Genomic DNA, 20,145 nt, shown 5'->3' with positions numbered 1-20,145 from the left:
GATGCTGTGAGTGCCCACACAGATTGCTTGATTCAAATTGTTAAAGAGCGACGCAACAGTGTGTTGCTGCGGGAGTGGAATTCTACTCAACCGCCTTCTCGAGTCAAGCCTTATTTTCAAAGGCTTTTCGAGGTTATCGACTCGGCTGTTTGCGTTGCCGCTAGCCCTGTCGATGGAGGCGCATTATAGGGATCTGGATCACGCTTGCAAGGGCCTTTTCGAATTAAATTCGCATTTTTGGCTCAACCGCTCACTAATCACCCAAAAAGCGTATTTGTCCTGCAATAGCATACCCGTTTGGCGAGCTCGCTATCCTCTATATGGCGTGGCGGTGGTAGCAGATCAAGGTTGTGGCGATTTGGTCTCTCTACATCTATATGCATGGTGATCGAGGTCACGCCTTCGGGTAACATAGCGCCCCTTTGCGATTCACACACTCTTGGGCTTTGGAGAGTTTAATGCCTTTTGCACTTGGCCAGCGTTGGATTAGTGATACAGAGACGGATCTGGGGTTGGGGACTGTCGTTGCTGTTGAAGGACGCATGGTTACCCTGTTGTTTCCGGCTACCGGTGAAAACCGCATGTATGCCAAAGAAGAGGCGCCGGTCACCCGGGTCAGCTTCAATGTGGGCGATCAGATCACCAGTCACGAAGACTGGACCATGACGGTCGAAGAAGTGCAGGAGAAAGACGGCCTGCTTATATATGTAGGTGTGCGCACCGACAATAATGAGCCCGTTGCCCTCAAGGAAGTGTTTCTCAACAACTTTATCAAGTTCAACAAGCCGCAGGATCGCCTGTTCGCCGGTCAGATCGATCGGATGTCCCGCTTCACCCTGCGCTACGAAGCGCTGATCAACCAGCACCAACGTCGTCGCAACCCGACTCGCGGTCTGGCCGGTGGCCGGGTCAGCCTGATCCCGCACCAGCTCTATATTGCCCATGAAGTGGGTCACCGCTACGCTCCGCGCGTACTGCTGGCCGATGAAGTGGGTCTGGGCAAGACCATCGAAGCGGGAATGATCATTCATCAGCAACTGCTCTCCGGCCGCGCCCATCGGGTGCTGATCCTGCTGCCCGAAACTTTGCAGCACCAATGGCTGGTCGAAATGCTGCGCCGCTTCAACCTGCATTTCTCCCTGTTTGATGAGGAGCGCTGCATCGAGGCATTCGCAGATGCGGAGAACCCCTTCGAGACCGAACAGCTGGTGATCTGCAGCCTCGACTTCCTGCGCAAGAAGCGTCGTCGCTTCGAGCAAGTGCTGGAAGCCGAGTGGGATCTGCTGGTTGTCGACGAAGCGCACCATCTGGAGTGGAGTGAAGAGGCGCCGAGCCGTGCCTATGAGATGGTGGAAGCGCTGGCCGAACAGGTGCCGGGCGTACTGCTGCTGACCGCTACCCCGGATCAGCTGGGCCACCAGAGCCACTTTGCCCGTCTGCGCCTGCTCGACCCGGAGCGTTTCTACGACTATGAGGCTTTCCTCGCCGAGGAGCAGGCCTATGGTCAGGTCGCCAGCGCAGCGCAGGAGCTGCTGGATGGCGAGACCCTGAGCGATGAAGCCAGACAGATCCTCGCCAGCCAGCTGGAAGGGCTGGACTTGAGCGATGCTGAGGCCCGTCAGCAGGCGGTCGCCAAGCTACTGGACCAGCACGGCACCGGCCGGGTGCTGTTCCGCAACAGCCGCGCCAATATTCAGGGCTTCCCCGAGCGTCACCTCAACGTCTACCCCATGCCGCTGCCGGAGCAGTACAAGACCGCCATCAAGGTGATGGGCATGATGGGTGGCAACGGTGGCGATCTGCAGACCCGTGCCCTGCGCTACCTCTATCCCGAGAAGATCTTCCAGCAGTTCGAAGGTGACAACGCCACCTGGACCCAGTTCGACCCGCGCGTCGAATGGTTGCTGGAGCTGCTGCTCTCAGCCCGTCAGCAGAAGGTGCTGGTGATCTGCTCCGAAGCGGCGACCGCTATCGCACTGGAAGAGGCGCTACGCACCCGTGAAGGGATCCGTGGTGCCGTGTTCCACGAAGGGATGTCGATCCTCGAGCGGGACAAGGCCTCCGCCTATTTCGCCCAGCAAGAGGGTGGCGCCCAGGTGCTGCTCTGCTCCGAAATCGGGTCAGAAGGTCGCAACTTCCAGTTTGCCAGCCATCTGGTGCTGTTCGATCTGCCTCTCAACCCGGATCTGCTGGAACAGCGTATCGGCCGTCTCGATCGCATCGGTCAGCAGAATACCGTCGAGATCCACGTTCCCTATCTGGAAGGGACTGCCCAGCGCGCCCTGCAGCTCTGGTATCACGATGGTCTGGATGCGTTCGAGCAGACCTGCCCGACTGCCCGCCCGGTATTCGAGGCGGTGCGTGACGAGCTGTTCGAGCTGCTGGCCGCCAACACCGGCGATCAGGCGACTCTCGACGCCCTGCTGGTCAAGACCCGCGAACTGCACGAGCCGCTCAAGGCACGGCTGGAACAGGGTCGTGATCGCCTGCTGGAGATCCACTCCAGCGGTGGCGCCGCCGCCCAGCAGCTGGTCGACAAGCTGGCCGCCGAAGATGATGACACCGGCATGATCTCCTTCGCCCTCAAAATGTTCGACGAGATCGGCGTCAATCAGGACGACAGAGGCGAGAACGCGCTGGTGCTGACCCCCGGGGATCACATGCTGGTTTCCAGCTTCCCGGGCCTGCCGCAAGACGGCATGACCATCACCTTCGATCGCAACACCGCTCTGTCGCGGGATGAGATGGCGCTGCTCTCCTGGGATCACCCTATGATGCGTGGCGGTATCGACCTGATCCTGGGCTCCGAGATCGGAGCGACCTCGGTGGCGCTGCTCAAGAACAAGGCGCTGCCTATCGGCTCCATCCTGCTTGAGCTGATCTTCGTTGCCGAGTCTGCAGCCCATCCCCAGCTCTATCGCTTCATGCCGCCAACGCCGATCCGTCTGCTGATGGACAAGAATGGCCAGAATCTGGGCGAAAAAGTGGCGTTCGATGCCTTCAACCGCCAGCTGACGCCGGTCAATCGCCACCTCGGCAGCAAGCTGGTCACCGCGTCCCAACCAGTGATCCACGGTCTGATTGGCAAGGGCCAGGCCATTGCCGAAGAGCTGAAAGGCGGGATTGTCGACAAGGCCCGCGCCCAGATGGCGCAGACCCTGCAACAGGATCTGGACAGGCTGGAAGCGCTCAAAGCGGTCAACCCGAACGTGCGCGACAGCGAACTGGATTATCTGCGCAATCTGCAGGCAGAATTGCACCACCTGATCGATCAGACCCAACTCAAGCTGGATGCCATCCGCTTTATCGTGGTCACCCATAACTGACGCGATACTGAAGAGACATGACCGGCTCATGCTGGATGACATGCCCTTTATGATTGTGGTTACTCATAACTGATGGGGGCTTGCCCCCACCTTCTGATGCGAGACATTTATGTTTGAATACTCACCGCCTCTGGAACCCTGGCTCGATATCCTGTTCAAGGACAAGGACATCATGGTGGTCAACAAGCCCACTGGCCTGCTGAGCGTGCCCGGGCGCGGCCCCGAGAATGAAGACAGCGTCCTGCATCGGGTAAAGCAGCAGCATCCCAAGGCGGCGGCGGCTCATCGCCTCGACATGTCCACCACTGGCGTCATTGTCATTCCCCTCAATCCCAATTCCCATCGGGAGCTGAGTCGGCAATTTCGCGAGCGCGAGACCGAGAAGCACTACCTCGCCTGGGTGTGGGACGAGCCGGAGGCAGCATCGGGTCAGGTCGACCTGCCGCTCTGCGTCGACTGGCCCAACCGCCCGAAGCAGAAGGTGGACCACGAAGAGGGCCGTCATGCCCTGACCCTGTGGGAAAAATTGAAGGTAGAGAACGGTAACAGCCTGATCAAGCTGACTCCCATCACGGGTCGCTCGCACCAGTTGCGCGTCCATATGCTGGAGCTGGGGCACCCGATTCTGGGTGACAATCTCTACGCCCATCCGGATGCGCTGGCGGCTGCCCCCCATCTCTACCTGCATGCAGCCAGTCTGACCATCAGCCACCCTCGCAGCGGCGAGCGGATGACCTTCGAGGCGCCAGCCCCTTTTCCGGTCTGAGCCAAGATAGACATCGCGATATCGCAGACATAAAAAAGCCCCCATCGACTGGATGGGGGCTTTTTCGTTAGGGTCAGACGCGAATATCGATGTTACTTCCCAAAGAAGCGTTGGCCGATGTCGGTGCAACCGGTGCTGATTGAGCCGCTGTTTGCAGCAGTTTCAATGCAGATTCACCTTCTTGGGTCTGTTGTTTCTTGGCCAGGCTGGCCGTCATCAATGCAGAACCAAATGACGCAGATGCAGAACTAGATATATCCATGGTGTACCTCCTGCTTTAAGACTATCGGCCATCTTGGACCAAGCATGAGCCATTTTGGCTAAATTAAATACGCCTTGTCGGGTTGGCGTCGCTCCAGCCACTCCTCTTCCATCTCCAGCAAGGTTTGATAAACCTTCTCCGCCTGTTCTGGACGGCTGAACAGATAGCCCTGGCCATAGAGATGAATATCAGTGAGGGTGCGCAACACATCGAGTTGCGCCTGCGTCTCTATCCCCTCACACACCAGACTCTTGCCCAGCATGGAACCCATTCGGCAGATGTTGGCGACCAGCTCGGATGCCTCGATGGACGTATCGATCCCCTGGATGAAGGAGCGATCGATCTTCACCTTGCTGACCGGCAGCTTCTGCAGATAACTGAGCGAGGAGTAGCCGGTGCCAAAGTCATCCAGTGCCAGCTGTACCCCCTGCTGATTGAGATCCTGCATCAGTTGCAGGGAGTTTTTCACCTCGCGCATGGTGGTGTCTTCCGTCACCTCAAGCACCAGGCTGGCGGCCGGGATATGGTGGTCCATCAAGGCCTTGGCAACCAGCTTCAACAGATTGCGCTGATACATGCCGGGCGAGATATTCACGCACATCTGCAAATCAACCAAACCCAGTTGCTGCCACTGATAGAGCTGCTCGCAGGCCGTATTCAATACCCAGCTGCCCAGCTTCTCGGCCAGCTGGAACTCTTCGGCAACCTGGATCACCTCGTTGGGGGGAATGAAGCCTAACTCAGGGTGACGCCAGCGCAGCAAGGCTTCCACCGCTTCGCAGCGGCCACTCTCGAGGTTGACGATGGGCTGGTAATAGAGCTCAAGTGCATTGTGCTCGAGCGCCATGATCATGTCGCTTGCCAAATGCTTGCGGCGCGCCGTTTCATTGAGCAACGAGTTGTCGTAGATGACGTATGGCACATGGGTCTTGCGGCTGTGAAACAAGGCCTGCTCGGCCCGGCTGAGCAGCTCCTGAGTATGCTTGCTGTCCATCGGGAAGAAGGCGATGCCGATGCCCACCTCCAGGCGGAACGGATAGTTGTCGATGATGATGTCCTGCTTGAGCGCATGCAGCAGGCGGGCCACCAGCTCCCTCACCTGGCGCAGGTCACTGCTTTCACGCTGGATCATGGCAAACTGATCGCCGCCCAGCCGGGCCACCCACTCACCGTTTTCACACAAACTGCGCATTCGCTTTGCCAGCTCCTGCAGCAGGAAATCACCGGTGTTGTAGCCGAACTTGCTGTTGATGTCGCGAAAATCGTTGATGTCCACCAGCACCAGGCCAAACGGTGTCTCCTTGGTGGCGTAGGACTCCATTTTCTCCAGCAATGCCAACCGGTTGGACAATCCAGTCAGGGGATCGATCCGCGCCGCCCTGAAATGACGGCGAGCCTCACGGATCAACAAACCACTCAGCAGCATCACCGACAACACCAGCCCTGAGACCATGAACAGCAGCGCATTGCGCAGCTGGCCAAAGCGTTTGTCATTGCCTGAATAGACGTTGATGTTCTTCTGCATCACGGAGGCGAGAGAATAGGAGAGTGGCTCCTGCAGAGGAACCAGGCGCATCAATATCTGCTGATAATCGGGTGTCCCCGCCTTCAGATTGGTGATATTGGGCTCCATCTCGCGAATATTGCTTTCGATCAACTGCACCAGCCGCAAGGTCTTCTGCTTGTCCTTCATGCTCTGACGCAACTGGCCACTGAGCAGGATGGGGGTACGGCTCCACAGGATGTCATAGCGCAGCATCAGGGTATCGTGATCGATGCCGCCATAATGGTAGATCTCGACGGAGTTGAGGAAACGCCCCAACTCCAGTTGCAACTGCATCAGGGCCCAGGAGACGTCATAGGTATACCTCTCCATCACTCGGGTCGCATTCTGTATCTGCGCGAGGCAATAGAGGGTGCTTCCCGTAAACAACAGGATGGATAGGTAAAGAACGATGAGTAAAGGCCACGCCTTGGTCTTTGCTTTCACTCGTACTCCCGCAAGCCACTACATCAATGCTGAATATCAATGGCGTTCAATTGCCAAATCATCATGTCGGTAAACTCCGAGCGTTTCAGCTCGGGATACTGATCCAGCGGTAGGATAAACCAAAGCGGTCCCTTATTCCGTACCCGCATGGTGACCCCATCATCTTGCCAAGCCAGAATCGGGTCGTATTGTCTGACCTTATCCCAGTTGATCCTGATCTGAAAACTGTTCAAGGCCGTCAAGGTGATCGCCTTGCCATCCGCACCAACGGCAGCCAAGACATCGGCCAGCTTGGGCCCCACATATTTGTGCGGTTTGTCGACCCAGGGATTGCTGGTCACTATCTCATGCTGCGGCAGAGCCTTGAGCATGGCGAGATCGAAGGAGACCACCCCCTCCGTCGCTTCGGCCGGCAGCACATTGCCGGTCACCTTCAAAATGACGGGCCCCTGTGGCGCCTCCAGTGCCATCACCGGCATGGCCAGCGAAAACAGTAATGGAATCAAACCCAGTACACGCATACTCACCTCTGATTAAGTCACTGACAATAGACTCAGTTTAGTCGCCATAAAAAAAACGGCCCGCAAAAGCGAGCCGTTTGGTAACCAGGGCTGAATTACATCATGCCCATGCCGCCCATGCCGCCCATGTCAGGCATGGCAGGGGCATCTTTCTTCGGCAGCTCGGAGATCATGCACTCGGTGGTGATCATCAGGCCAGCGATGGAAGAGGCGAACTGCAGGGCAGAACGGGTCACCTTGGTCGGATCCAGGATACCCATGGCCAGCATGTCACCGTACTGTTCGGTGTAGGCGTTGTAACCGAAGTTACCTTCACCGTTCTTCACCGCGTTGGCGATTACGGAGGCCTCTTCACCGGCGTTGATGACGATCTGGCGCAGCGGGGCTTCCATGGCGCGCAGAGCGACCTTGATACCCACGTTCTGGTCTTCGTTGTCGCCACGCAGGCCGGCCAGTTTGGCGGCCACACGAACCAGTGCAACACCACCACCGGCAACCACACCCTCTTCTACTGCAGCGCGAGTCGCATGCAGGGCGTCGTCAACCCGGGCTTTCTTCTCTTTCATCTCGACTTCGGTGGCAGCGCCAACCTTGATCACGGCAACACCGCCAGCCAGTTTGGCTACGCGCTCTTGCAGCTTCTCGCGGTCGTAATCGGAAGAGGTCTCTTCGATCTGCTGACGGATCTGGGCCACACGGCTCTCGATCAGGGATGCATCACCCACGCCATCGATGATGGTGGTGTTCTCTTTGGTGATGACGATGCGCTTGGCACGGCCCAGGTCTTCCAGGGTCGCTTTTTCCAGCTCCATGCCCACTTCTTCGGAGATCACGGTACCACCGGTCAGGATGGCGATATCCTGCAGCATGGCCTTGCGACGGTCACCGAAGCCAGGTGCCTTGACGGCAGCGACTTTCACGATGCCACGCATGGTGTTGACCACCAGGGTCGCCAGCGCTTCGCCTTCTACGTCTTCGGCCACGATGATCAGCGGTTTGCCTGCTTTGGCTACGCCTTCCAGCACCGGCAGCATTTCACGGATGTTGGAGACTTTCTTGTCAACCAGCAGGATGAAGGGATCGTCCAGCTCGACGGCACCGGTTTCCGGCTTGTTGACGAAGTACGGGGAGAGGTAGCCACGGTCGAACTGCATGCCTTCTACCACGGCCAGCTCGTCGTCCAGACCCTGACCGTCTTCAACGGTGATGACGCCGTCACGACCGACTTTGTCCATGGCTTCGGCAATCAGCTTGCCGACTTTCTCGTCAGAGTTGGCGGAGATGGTACCGACCTGAGCGATGGCATTGTTGTCAGCACACGGCTGGGACAGCGCTTGCAGCTCGGCAACGGCGGCCACTACGGCCTTGTCGATACCGCGCTTCAGATCCATCGGGTTCATGCCGGCGGCAACGGCCTTCAGGCCTTCGTTGACGATGGCTTGAGCCAGTACGGTAGCGGTAGTGGTACCGTCACCGGCGGCGTCGTTGGCCTTGGAAGCAACTTCCTTGACCATCTGGGCGCCCATGTTCATGAACTTGTCTTCCAGCTCGATTTCACGGGCAACGGAGACGCCGTCCTTGGTGATGGTCGGTGCGCCGAAGGACTTGTCCAGTACCACGTTGCGGCCTTTCGGGCCCAGGGTCACCTTGACGGCATCGGCCAGGATGTTTACGCCTTCCAGCATCTTGCTGCGTGCTTCGTTGCCAAACTTGACTTCTTTAGCTGCCATTTCTTCAATCCTTCAATCAATTCGCAGGGGGAAAGGGTGGATTACTCTTCGACAATCGCCAGGATGTCGGTTTCAGACAGGATCAGTACGTCCTGACCATCCAGCTTCTCGGTCTTCACACCGTAGCCTTCGTTGAAGATCACCTTGTCACCAACCTTGACGGCGAGGGCTTTGACATCGCCATTATCCAGAATTCGGCCAGTCCCCACGGCAAGAACTTCACCACGGGTGGACTTCTGGGCCGCAGTACCAGTCAAGACAATGCCGCCAGCGGATTTGGCTTCAGCTTCGATGCGCTTGATGATGACGCGGTCGTGCAGTGGACGAATTTTCATCGATAACTCTCCCAAAATGAGTCTCTGTGTTGCTTTGAGGAATGGCCATTCCTGGCCAAATTAGATATGTCTCCGATGTGGGGCACGTTTGTTAACCCTTCAAGGGCAAATACAAAAAAAATATTTTCACGTACTATGAACGTCTTCGATGGATCTCCCGAAGTCCCGGTCAGGAAACCGGTTTGTGCTGCTCGCAGCCAGAACTCCGCCAGACGTACAGAGACGAGCCCGTGACCCGACCCAATCCCCTGCTGACCGCCCCCATGACGTCCGTATTGCTGCGCATGACGGGCCCGATGATCCTCGGCATCGTCGCCATTCTCGCCTTCAACCTGGTCGATACCTTCTTCATCGGCATGCTGGGCACCCAGGCGCTGGCCGCCATCAGCTTCACCTTTCCGGTGACCTTCGTGGTCACCTCGCTGGCGATGGGACTGGGGGCCGGCCTCTCTGCGGTGATGGGTCATGCGCTCGGCCAGGGCAAGCATGATGAAGCCGCCCGCATCACCACCGACAACCTGTTTCTGGCCGTGCTGCTGGTCACCCTCATCGCCCTGGCGGGGGCGCTGACCATACACCCGCTGTTCCGGTTGCTCGGCGCCAGCGATGAGCTGATCGCCCTCATCTACGACTACATGCTGATCTGGTATCTGACCGTCCCCATGCTGGTGCTGCCCATGGTGGGCAATGCCGCCATCCGGGCCACCGGCGATACCAAGACCCCCAGCCTGGTGATGACGGTGGCCGGGCTGGTCAACGGGGTGCTGGATCCCCTGCTCATCTTCGGCATAGGCCCCTTCCCCGCATGGGGGATCCGCGGCGCCGCCATCGCCACCTCCCTCTCCTGGCTGATGGCCATGCTGGTCAGCCTCTATATATTGCGCCACCGGGAAGGGCTGCTGCACTGGCGCCTCTCCCCGCGCCCGCAGTTGCTGGCCCACTGGCGCGCCCTGCTGCACGTGGCGGTACCCGCCTCCTTCACCAACATGCTCAACCCGCTGGCCAACGCCGTGCTGATGACCATCTTCGCCGGGCTGGGGACGGAAGTGGTGGCCGCCTACGGCGCCGCATCGAGAGTGGAGGCTCTGCTGCTTATCGTTATGATGGCACTCTCCTCCGTGCTGGCCCCCTTCATCTCGCAGAACTGCGGGGCGGGCAACCCGGCCCGTGCCAAGGCGGCGCTGCAGTTTTGCATGCGCTTTGCCCTGCTGTTCCAGCTGGCGGTATACGCACTGACCTGGCTGCTGGCCCCCTTCATCGCCGAGCTGTTCAGCAGTCATCCGCAGGTGGTGCGCCTCATCGTGCTCTATCTGCACCTGGTGCCCATCGGTTACGGCTTTCAGGGGATGGTGATGCTGCTCGCGTCCGCCTTGAATGGCGTGAGGGCTTCCAGCGTCTCCTTCCTGTTCAACGGGTTGCGGCTGTTTGTCTTCTTGCTGCCAGGGGCCTGGCTGGGGGCGAAACTGGGAGGGGAGCAGGGGATCTATCTGGGCATTCTCGTGGCCAATCTGGCGGCGGGCACCCTGGCCTGGTGGTATGCCCGCCACCGCTTCGAGCGGCTGTGCCATCAGGGCAGGCCCTGATGGCAGGAAAGTAAGCGCAGCAGTTACTCCTTGCGCTCGAACTCCCCTTCGATGGTGGTGCCGCTGCGCGGAGCTTGACCCGGCTGGTCATTGCCCGGCACCTCGTCAAACGGCTGCTGACGGGCCTGAAAACCGCCCATCTGCATCTTGAACTGGTTACTGCCGATCAGCTTGTCGGCCAGCTTGTTGCGCAGCCAGGGCTGCAGCAGCAGGATGCCGAAGAAGTCGGTCACGAAACCCGGGATGATCAGCAGCAGACCGGCCAGCGCCAGCATCATGCCCCCCATCACCTCACGTCCCGGCATCTCTCCCTGCTGCATCTTCTGCTGCGCGTTGAACAGGGTCTTGATCCCTTCGCTGCGCACCAGAGAGGAGCCCAGCACCGCCGTCAGAATGAGCAAGCCGACGGTCGGCAAGGCACCGATCACGGAGCCGACTTCGATCATTACGGTGAGCTCAAGCACCACCAGACCGACCAACAATAGAAACAACTTGCCCATAACAACCTCAGTGCGGATGAATGTGAATGAACCGCTGGCGAAGAGCCACAACCGCTGATGCCGTTGCCAACCCGCCATGGTATCGGTTCCTGTTGATTAAAATGGGGGGTGACGCGCATTTTTCAAGTCCACAGGGTGACAAGGCGCCGGATCCACAGAAAAACCGGTCTGCCAGACTGTGATTGAAGTCATTGTTCTGTCAAAGTAAATCGGTTGATTGCAATATCTGTTTAATGACCACAAGTTATTTGAGGTTGTCTCAAATTTAGTGATCCAGGTCTAATATCAGATACCTCAATTGGGGTAATATCGACGCCAGTAATTAAGGGAGCAAAAAAGCTCCCAACCGCCCCACTCGATGTGTGGTGCTTCAGGATGAACCGTGCGTAAGGAACTCGCGACCACTCGGTGAGGATCGTTTCCATTTATCTGATTTCTGAGGCATTACAATGAGCGACATCAAGAACGTCCGCATTGAAGAAGACCTGCTGGGCACCAAAGAAGTTTCCAACGATCTCTACTACGGTGTGCATACCCTGCGCGCCGTTGAGAACTTCAAGATCAGCACTCAGAAGATTTCTGACGTTCCGGAATTCGTCCGCGGCATGGTACTGACCAAGAAGGCCGCCGCCCTGGCGAACGGCGAACTGGGTACCATCCGTCCTGAAATTGCTGACAAGATCGTAGAAGCCTGCGACCTGATGCTGAACACCGGCAAATGCTTCGACCAGTTCCCGGTCGACGTTTACCAGGGTGGTGCCGGCACCTCCGTCAACATGAACACCAACGAAGTACTGGCCAACATCGCCCTTGAAATCATGGGCCTGGCCAAGGGCCGCTACGACGTCATCAACCCCAATGACCACGTCAACAAGTGCCAGTCCACCAACGATGCCTACCCCACCGGTTTCCGCGTGGCCGTGGTCAACAGCACCGACACCACCCTGCACGCACTGGAAGCACTGATCGCCGCCTTCGATGCCAAGGCCGCCGAGTTCAAGGGCATCCTGAAGATGGGTCGTACCCAGCTGCAAGATGCGGTGCCGATGACCCTGGGTCAGGAGTTCCATGCCTTCGCCGTCACCCTGCGCGAAGAGATCAAGTCCATCAAGCGTTGCCAGGAGCTGCTGCTGGAAGTGAACCTGGGCGCCACCGCCATCGGTACCGGCCTGAACACTCCGCCCGAGTACTCCGCCCTGGCCATCAAGCGCCTGGCCGAGATCACCGGTCGTGCCTATGTCCCGGCTGAAGACCTGATCGAAGCGACCTCCGACTGCGGCGCCTACGTGATGCTGCACGGCGCCATCAAGCGCATGGCGATGAAGCTCTCCAAGATCTGTAACGACCTGCGTCTGCTCTCCTCCGGCCCGCGCACTGCACTCAAAGAGATCAACCTGCCGGAAATGCAGGCTGGCTCCTCCATCATGCCGGCCAAGGTCAACCCGGTCATTCCGGAAGTGGTCAACCAGTCCTGCTTCAAGGTCTTTGGCAACGACGTCACCATCACCTTCGCCGCCGAAGCCGGTCAGCTGCAGCTGAACGTCATGGAGCCGGTGATCGGTCAGGCGATGTTCGAATCCCTGAGCCTGATGGAAAAAGCCTGCATCTCCCTGCGCGAGAAGTGCGTGGAAGGCATCACCGCCAACCCGGAAATCTGCATGAACCACGTACTGAACTCCATCGGCATCGTGACCTACCTGAACCCCTTCATCGGCCACCACGAAGGCGACATCGTCGGCAAGATCTGTGCCCAGACCGGCAAGAACGTCCGTGAAGTCGTGCTGGAGCGCGGCCTGCTGACCGCCGAGCAGCTGGATGAAATTCTCTCCATCGAGAACCTGATGAACCCGCAATACAAAGCCAAGCGTTATACCCGCGAAGCCACCGTATAAGCGAGCAAATGGGCCGGGTTTATCCCGGCCCATAAAGTCAGTTCCCGATAGGTCTTGCCCAGCCCCATCGGGAATTGGCTTTTCTGCCAAATAAAACCTAAAAAAACTGGAAAATGGAGTGTTCGCTATGATTGGAATCGAGTTACTTGTCGTGCTCGCCGCTATCTATCTGGGGGCCCGGATAGGCAGCATCGGCATCGGCTTTGCCGGTGGTTTGGGGGTACTGGTACTGACCTGGGGTCTGGGGATGCCAATTCCCAGCGACCAGCTGGTCACCTACATCCCCTGGGACGTGATCATGATCATCGCGTCCGTCATCTGCGCCATTGCCTGTATGCAACTGGCCGGTGGCATGGACTATCTGGTCTCCCTGGCCGAGAAAGCCCTGCGCAAGAACCCCAAATACATCACCTTCGCCGCCCCGGTCGTCACCTATCTGATGACCATGCTGGCCGGTACCGGTCACACCGCGTTCTCCACCCTGCCGGTGATCGCCGAAGTGGCCAAGGAGCAGGGCATTCGTCCGTCCCGTCCGCTCTCCATCGCCGTCATCGCCTCCCAGATCGCCATCACCGCCTCGCCCATCTCCGCGGCCGTGGTTGCCTTCTCCGGCATGCTTGAGCCGTTTGGCGTGGATTACCTGACCCTGCTGGCCATCTGCATCCCCTCCACCTTCATCGCCTGCATCCTCGGCGCTTTCGTCGCCAACATGCTGGGCAAGCCGCTCGACCAGGACGAAGTCTACCTGGAGCGCAAGGCCAAGGGGCTGATCAAGCTGCGCGGCACCACCAAGCTGGAGCTCAAGCCTTACGCCAAGGTGTCGGTCTGGATCTTCATCGCCGCCATCGTGGCCGTCATGGCCTACGCCACCGCCATCTCCGGTAAAGTGGGCCTGATCGCCAACCCGCCGATCCCCCGTGATGGCGCCATCATGGGCATCATGCTGGCCGCAGCCACCATCATGACCCTGGTCTGCAAGCTGGACGCCACCCAGGTCACCAACATGCCGACCTTCAAGTCCGGCATGTCCGCCTGTATCTGCGTACTGGGTGTGGCCTGGCTGGGCAACGTCTTCGTGAAAGGCAACATGGACACCATCCAGCTGATCGCCGGCGACCTGCTGAACCAGTACTCCTGGCTGCTGGCCGTGGTGCTGTTCTTCGCCGCCATGCTGCTCTACTCACAAGGCGCCACCACCAAGGCCCTTATGCCGGCCGCCCTGGCACTGGGTGTCAGCCCGCTGACCGCCATCGCCTCCTTCGCCGCCGTGAGCGCCCTGTTCGTGCTGCCGACCTACCCGACCCTGCTGGCCGCGGTCGAAATGGATGACACCGGCTCTACCCGTATCGGCAAGGCGGTATTCAATCACCCCTTCTTCGTACCGGGTGTCGCCACCATCGCCATCGCCGTGGCGCTGGGCTTCTTCTTCGGTGGCATGATGCTCTAACCAGCATTTAATTCCACAAATACGCAAACGGCCCTGTCGGGGCCGTTTTTTATGCCTGCTTTTCAGGTCAAATCATTAATTAATCCTTGTGCGCTTCAGTTTCTATCAAGGTTCGCAGATCTACTCTGGGGCATCGGAACAGAAACCGATCAACAGGGCCGAGCACAGGTCCGACAGTGTTTACACCAGAGGAACGAACAATGAAAAAGACAGCATTGACCATGGCCATCTCCAGCGTGCTGCTGGCCGGTGGTGCGCAAGCCGCTACCGTCTACAACCAGAACGACACCAAACTCGACATCGGTGGTCGCGCTCAAGGCATGTACTACGGCACTGATGACAACGGTTCTGAAGGTGACCAGAGCTACCTGCGTCTGCACGTTGCCGGCGAAACCAAGATCGACAACGAGCTGACCGCGTTCGGCTTCGCTGAATACAACCTGCCGGTCTCCGGCTCCGACAACGACGAGCTGCGTTATGCCTACGCCGGCATCAAGCACGATCGTTTCGGTGCCTTCAGCTACGGCCGTCAGGATGGTCTGTTCACCAAAGCCGTGAACAACTACACCGACGTGCTGCCAGAGTGGGGTGGTGACGGTCTGGGCAAAGACACCGAAATATTCGGTACCGGTCGTACCAACGGTCTGGCCCAGTACATCTACACCTATCAGGGCCTGACCCTGGGTGCCCAGTTCACCGGCAACAACGATCCGCAGAATGCCGATCGCTCCAACCTGACTGGCGCCAACAGCACCTGGAATCCGAAAGGTTCTGCTGAAGGCTTCGCCGTGTCTGCCAACTATGACTTCGACATGGGCCTGAGCCTGGGTACCGCCTACAACCAGGCTGGCAAGACCGACGAGCAGGCCGCCAACGCTGCCTTCGGTGGTGACCGCGACGCCAAGCTGTACGGTGTCGGTGCCAAGTACGCCGTCGGCGACCTCTACCTGGCAGCCACCTACTCCCACGGTGAAGACCACATGTACGTCAGCACCTTCAATGGCTACGCCGAGAAGATGGATGGCTACGAAGCCGTCGCCCAGTACGCCTTCGGCAAGTTCAAGCCGTCCCTGGCCTACCTGCGCACCGACGTGAAGGACAACGCTCGCGGCATCGATGACACCGCCACCGAGTACGTTTCCATCGGTGCCTGGTACAACTTCACCGACAACTTCAACGCCTACGTTGATTACAAGATCAACCTGCTGGACAACGTCAACGGTACCCACACCAACTCGCTGGGCAAGAACACCGACGACGTGGTCGCCGTGGCCCTGCAGTACAACTTCTAAGTCTTCCCTGAATTGCCTACTGTATTTTTACCGGCCGCCCAGCGGCCGGTTTTTTATTGCCCGTCAGATGTTGACCCGCGCCAGACTCGGCTCGCGGTGAAAGCAGTTCACCAGCAGCAACAGCGTCGTCACCCCGACCGTGCCCAGCACCAGCCAGGGTAACCAGGGCTGACCCTGCAGCATGGCGTAGTCATGCAGCGCGCCGCCCCCCACGTAACCCGTCATGCCCCCCAGCGCCAGCCCCAGCCGGCTGAAGCCCATGTAGCTGCCGCGCGCCCCCGGCTGCGCCAGTTTAGTCATCAGCGTCTCCCGCGCCGGTTCCGCGATGACGATCCCCAGATAGAAGCAAGCCAGCAGCATGAACACCGCGGGCAGGGTGTTGGCAAACGCCACCAGCCCGATGCCGGTGGTCATCAGCAGCACCCCGGCCATCAAGCGACTCTCCAGCTTGAAGTGGCGCTCGCCATAGCGCGCCAGCGGATAGAGCAGCGCCAGCGAGATGGCGGTCTCCAGGGTATACATCCAGCCCACCGCCGTGGTGGTGCCCGCCATCTGCTTGACCAGGATGGGGAAGATCAGCATCACCTGGACCCAGAGCGCGTAGTAGCCGCTCAGGATCAATACCAGCCGGCAGAACGCCTTGTCGGCCAGCACCTGGCCGAGACCGGCGCGGATCGGGGTCGGTCGCACCGAGAGTTTGTAGGCAGGCAGGATCAGCAGGTTGCACAGGGCGGCGCAGACAAACAGGCCGGCCCCCAGCAGGCAGACATATTCGAAGTCGAAGTTGAGCAGCCAGCTGCCGAGCAGGGCCCCCACCACGGCGCCGGCGCTCTCCAGCATCATCAACAAGGAGATGTAGCGCCCCCGCTGACGGGGCCGGGTGAATTTGATCACCAGCGCGGCGCGAGGCGGATCGAACAGACAGCCCCCCAGCCCCGAGATGACGCAGGAGAGGATCAGCTCCAGCCCGCTCTGGGCGTAGGCCAGGCTGGCAAACCCCGCCGCCCGCAGCAGCATGCCACCCACGATGAGTGGCCGCGCGCCGAACTTGTCCGCCAGCGAGCCGCCCAGAATGCCCAGCCCCTGCTGGGTCAGCTGGCGCAATCCCAGCGCCAGCCCCACCACCCCGGCCGCCCAGCCGAGTTGATCCACGAAGCGCAGGCTGATCATGGGCATCACCACGAAGAACCCCAGGATCACCAACAGGGAATCCAACGCCAAAAACCACCGCCCCAACCGCCTCGCCCGCTCCACCATGACTACCCGTCCCCTGCTTTCTGATGACATTCCGATTAATTCGTCTCATCGCCCGAATGACGCCGTCACCAAACGGGCTCAAGGTGCAACAAGCCCCTGAACCGATATGGCAATATGCCAAAGCACAACGATTGATACTGCTATTCTGGAAGGACGCCAGATATAGTGGTAGCCAACAACTGGCTATATTTTATATTGGATTATGTTATGGCTATGACCCTCGACGATCTGCAATTGCTGCTGGATGTGGTCAATCGCGGCAGCTTCAGCAAGGCGGCCGCCGTGCGCGGCTGGTCACAACCCATGGTGAGCCAGCGGATCGCCGTGCTGGAACAGGATCTGGGCCAGCCCCTGTTTCGTCGCCACCGGCGCGGCGCCACCCCCACCCCGGCCTGCGAGCAGTTCCTGCCCGCCGCGAGTGCGGCACTGAGTGCGCTGGAAGGGGGTCGCCTGGCAATGCAGGGAGCACCGGCGCTGCCGCGCATCCGGCTCGCCTGCCTGCCCTCCCTGACGACCGTGGTGTTCGGCCCCCTGCTGCTGGCACTGGTCGACGAGACCTTCGAGATCCGCTGCAACACGGATCACTCCGGCATCATCATGCAGGAGCTGCTGACCGGCGAGACCGACGTCGGCTTCATCCTCAAGTGCCCAGCCATCGCCGGCATCCAGCTCGAGCTGCTCTATCGCTCACCCATCATCGCCGTGGCCTGCGCCACCCATCCGCTGGCCGGGCGGCAGGGCCTGACCCTGCAGGACATCGCCAACGAGCGGCTGGCCCCCCAGCAGTGGGGCACCGGCTGCGACGAGCTGATCTTGCAGCTGCGCCTGCTGCGCCAGGTGGCGAGCCCACTGCACGCCATCCAGCCCGCCAGCGCGGCGCGGGAGCTGGCGCTGGAGCACGGCTTCATCACCCTGATGCCGGCGCTCGCCATCGCCCGGGATCTGGAGTTCGGCCGGCTGGTGCAGCTGGACGTGGTGGATCTGCCGCCGGATCACTGGGACGTGATGATGGCCTGGCGCAGCGGCAAACGGCCCAATCCCGCCAAGGAGCGGGTGCTGGAGGCCGCCCGTACCCTGGCCCGGCGCTGGGCGGGCAAATCCGCATAAAAAAAGCGCCGGACAAGTCCGGCGCTCTATCTCTATTACGGTGACTCAGGCTCAGTAGCTGGCCTTGAGGGTCACCCCAGAGAAGGCGCTGTAGGCGCTCAGCTGCACGTTCCAGGTCCCCGCCTTGGGCGAGTTCAGGGTGCAGGTCTCGGCGTTGCCGCTCTTGTAGGGGCGGCAGTCATAGCTGCTGCTGGTCGGCACGCTGCCGAACTTCACATACAGATCCGCATCGCCGGTACCGCCGCTGCTGGCGATCACCAGCTGGCTCTTGCCGGCCGGCACGTCGATGGTGAAATTCAACTTGCCCCCCTTGGCGGCGGAGAGACCGCTCACCGGCACCCCGTTTTGCAGCACTCTGCCCGGTTGCGGCGTGGTGCCGCCACAGGTGGCATTGACCCCCACGGTGGTAAAGGCCGCCGCCACGTCGGTCACGCTGTAGCCCAGATCGGTAGCCGCCTTGGTCACGCCGCAGGCGCCCTGATCGAAGGTGGTGTTGGCGCCCCAGTAGAGACGGTTGGCCAGCACGAATACTTCAAAGGCCTTGCGGGTATTCCAGCCGCTGGTGTTGGCCAGCAGGTAGAAGGCGCGGTTGTAGACACCTGAGCTGTGGTGCACGTCGATGCCATCGTAGTAGTCGCTGGCATGGCCGATGGAGCTGCCGTCCCGGGTCGGATCCTCGAAGTAGCGCAGCGAGCCGTTGCCCTTGAAGATCTGGGCGCCCACCAGCCAGTCGTTGCTGCCCTTCATGAAGTTCTCGGCCGCTTCCCCCGCCATGTCGGAGAAGGCCTCGTTGATGCCGCCGGACTGACCGGAGTAGACCAGCCCGGAGTTCTGCTCGGTAAAGCCGTGGCTCACCTCGTGGGCCGCCACGTCCAGGCTCACCAGCGGGTAGAAGGTGGTGGCGCCGTCACCGAAGGTCATCTGGCTGCCGTCCCAGAAGGCATTCTCGTAGTTGCGGCTGTAGTGCACCCGCATCTTCAGCTTGAAGGTCAGCGGCGCCGTGTTGTACCAGTTGCGGTACATGTCGAACACCACGTTGCCGAAGTAGTGGGCGTCGTTGAGCGGCGAGTAGGCGCCGTTGATCTCCTTGACCGTGTTCTCCGGGCAGGTGAACTGATGAATGGCGCCGCCCGTGGTGGCGTGATTCATGTTGAGGGTGTCCACGTTCGGGCTGGTCATCCGGCAGTTGTCGTCCACCAGCAGCGGACCGAAGTCGGCGCCGTAGAAATACTTGCCGGTCTTGACGTTGCCACCCGGGCCGGTGGCGTCCTTGTGGTTGATCCCTTCCCAGCGCTTGAGCTCGCTGCCGTTCTGGGCATCGATCACCACGAAGGGGCGGCTCGGCTCATCGCTCGCCGCCAGCCAGGAGACCAGATAGACCAGGCGGGCCTGACCGGCCTCATCCTGCATCACGAACAGCTTGACCCGCTCGTTGCTGCCCTTGGCCCCGGCCCGCGCCTTGCTGGCGGCATCGGCCGGCGACAGGGCGGCGGTCGGGCTGGCCACGTCGGCATCGATCTGGCGCAGGAGCTGGCCGGAGACCTGGCTGATCTGCCCGCCGAGGGACTGCTCGGCCACCAGCACCTGGCCCCAGACCGGGATGCCGTGCCAGGTCTGCTCATAGCGCACCCGCTGCTGACCGTTGGGCAGCTTGACCGCCCGCACCTGACGAAACTCGCCATCCCCTGCCAGCGCGCTCACCCCGGCAGCGCCGCTCGGCACCCCCTGAATGCCCGCTACCTGATGCACATCCACCTGTTCTGCAGCCAGCGCTGCGCTTCCCCAGCAGGCCAATACCACGGCCAAATAGACTTTGTTCATCCGTCTTTTCCTTAAGTCGATGAAGATTACACGTCGGGTCCGTTGCCCGGCGCTCCTACACTAGTTGGCACGTTCAAGATTGCTGCCTGTCATATGTGACAGAGCAGCACAAACCCATAGCAGGATCTGCTGTTGCCCCTGTTTGGTAGCGTGATAAGAGATCAAAATGGCGAATAACACCAAAAAAAGCCGAACAATGGCCAGGCGCTTTCTGACCATCACCAATCGCCCCTCCATATGGGGATGGCGGGGCGCAAGAACAGATGGAAAACCCTTGGCGTACAAGGGGTTGATTGGCTACATTGGCGGTTCGACG

Annotated in this window: 16 protein-coding genes; 8 read left to right on the top strand and 8 right to left on the bottom strand. The window is 59.9% G+C overall.

Annotated elements, in window-relative coordinates; genetic code table 11:
• From QLG02_RS21250 to rluA, 3 genes are all read left to right on the top strand, one after another.
• Positions 1-189: hypothetical protein (locus tag QLG02_RS21250; RefSeq protein WP_282466061.1), on the top strand; the 189-nt coding region annotated here is incomplete at its 5' end.
• Between the two features lie 269 nt (positions 190-458).
• Positions 459-3,326: an RNA polymerase-associated protein RapA gene (gene rapA, locus QLG02_RS21245; protein WP_282466060.1), complete on the top strand. Its 2,868-nt coding sequence runs from the start codon at positions 459-461 to the stop codon at positions 3,324-3,326.
• Between the two features lie 109 nt (positions 3,327-3,435).
• On the top strand, positions 3,436-4,092 hold the full coding sequence (rluA, locus tag QLG02_RS21240; protein WP_103829236.1) for a bifunctional tRNA pseudouridine(32) synthase/23S rRNA pseudouridine(746) synthase RluA: 657 nt from the start codon (positions 3,436-3,438) through the stop codon (positions 4,090-4,092).
• Positions 4,093-4,165: 73 nt separating this feature from the next.
• On the opposite strand, the gene QLG02_RS21235 is transcribed toward rluA, so the two are convergent.
• From QLG02_RS21235 to QLG02_RS21215, 5 genes are all read right to left on the bottom strand, one after another.
• Positions 4,166-4,354, bottom strand: coding sequence for a hypothetical protein (locus tag QLG02_RS21235; protein ID WP_073348952.1), 189 nt, complete (start codon positions 4,352-4,354; stop codon positions 4,166-4,168).
• A gap of 58 nt (positions 4,355-4,412) precedes the next feature.
• Positions 4,413-6,344, bottom strand: a complete 1,932-nt coding sequence (locus QLG02_RS21230) for a bifunctional diguanylate cyclase/phosphodiesterase (RefSeq protein ID WP_039214446.1) — start codon at positions 6,342-6,344, stop codon at positions 4,413-4,415.
• A 23-nt stretch (positions 6,345-6,367) separates the two neighbouring features.
• A complete protein-coding gene (locus QLG02_RS21225) occupies positions 6,368-6,865 on the bottom strand; it encodes a hypothetical protein (RefSeq protein WP_016349563.1) in 498 nt (165 codons plus the stop codon).
• A 95-nt stretch (positions 6,866-6,960) separates the two neighbouring features.
• Positions 6,961-8,595 carry a chaperonin GroEL gene (gene groL / locus QLG02_RS21220; RefSeq protein WP_011704804.1) on the bottom strand — a complete coding sequence of 545 codons (1,635 nt, stop codon included), beginning with the start codon at positions 8,593-8,595 and terminating at the stop codon, positions 6,961-6,963.
• Between the two features lie 41 nt (positions 8,596-8,636).
• Positions 8,637-8,930, bottom strand: coding sequence for a co-chaperone GroES (locus tag QLG02_RS21215; protein ID WP_005309514.1), 294 nt, complete (start codon positions 8,928-8,930; stop codon positions 8,637-8,639).
• Between the two features lie 182 nt (positions 8,931-9,112).
• Between QLG02_RS21215 and QLG02_RS21210 the strand changes: the two genes are divergently transcribed.
• Positions 9,113-10,513, top strand: coding sequence for an MATE family efflux transporter (locus QLG02_RS21210; protein WP_282466059.1), 1,401 nt, complete (start codon positions 9,113-9,115; stop codon positions 10,511-10,513).
• Between the two features lie 23 nt (positions 10,514-10,536).
• On the opposite strand, the gene QLG02_RS21205 is transcribed toward QLG02_RS21210, so the two are convergent.
• On the bottom strand, positions 10,537-11,013 hold the full coding sequence (locus tag QLG02_RS21205) for an FxsA family protein (protein ID WP_024946196.1): 477 nt from the start codon (positions 11,011-11,013) through the stop codon (positions 10,537-10,539).
• A gap of 449 nt (positions 11,014-11,462) precedes the next feature.
• On the opposite strand from QLG02_RS21205, the gene aspA reads away from it, so the two are divergent.
• From aspA to QLG02_RS21190, 3 genes are all read left to right on the top strand, one after another.
• Entirely contained in the window at positions 11,463-12,905 is a 1,443-nt protein-coding gene (gene aspA / locus QLG02_RS21200) for an aspartate ammonia-lyase (RefSeq protein WP_011704801.1), read from the top strand.
• Between the two features lie 127 nt (positions 12,906-13,032).
• The gene (locus QLG02_RS21195; protein WP_011704800.1) at positions 13,033-14,352 is read left to right on the top strand and encodes an anaerobic C4-dicarboxylate transporter; all 1,320 of its coding nucleotides are present in this window, start codon (positions 13,033-13,035) and stop codon (positions 14,350-14,352) included.
• Positions 14,353-14,552: 200 nt separating this feature from the next.
• Positions 14,553-15,644, top strand: a complete 1,092-nt coding sequence (locus tag QLG02_RS21190; protein ID WP_024946195.1) for a porin — start codon at positions 14,553-14,555, stop codon at positions 15,642-15,644.
• 63 nt (positions 15,645-15,707) lie between these two features.
• On the opposite strand, the gene mdtH is transcribed toward QLG02_RS21190, so the two are convergent.
• Complete coding sequence (gene mdtH / locus QLG02_RS21185; protein WP_011704798.1) at positions 15,708-16,901, bottom strand: multidrug efflux MFS transporter MdtH; 1,194 nt, start codon at positions 16,899-16,901, stop codon at positions 15,708-15,710.
• A 207-nt stretch (positions 16,902-17,108) separates the two neighbouring features.
• Between mdtH and QLG02_RS21180 the strand changes: the two genes are divergently transcribed.
• Complete coding sequence (locus QLG02_RS21180; RefSeq protein ID WP_024946193.1) at positions 17,109-18,008, top strand: LysR family transcriptional regulator; 900 nt, start codon at positions 17,109-17,111, stop codon at positions 18,006-18,008.
• A gap of 51 nt (positions 18,009-18,059) precedes the next feature.
• On the opposite strand, the gene QLG02_RS21175 is transcribed toward QLG02_RS21180, so the two are convergent.
• Complete coding sequence (locus tag QLG02_RS21175; protein ID WP_282466058.1) at positions 18,060-19,829, bottom strand: M4 family metallopeptidase; 1,770 nt, start codon at positions 19,827-19,829, stop codon at positions 18,060-18,062.
• Between the last annotated feature and the right edge of the window lie 316 nt (positions 19,830-20,145).

Origin of the sequence: Aeromonas sp. V90_14 (genome assembly GCF_029967615.1) — a bacterium.
Lineage (GTDB): Bacteria > Pseudomonadota > Gammaproteobacteria > Enterobacterales > Aeromonadaceae > Aeromonas > Aeromonas hydrophila.
This window is presented reverse-complemented; position numbering and strand designations above follow the sequence as displayed.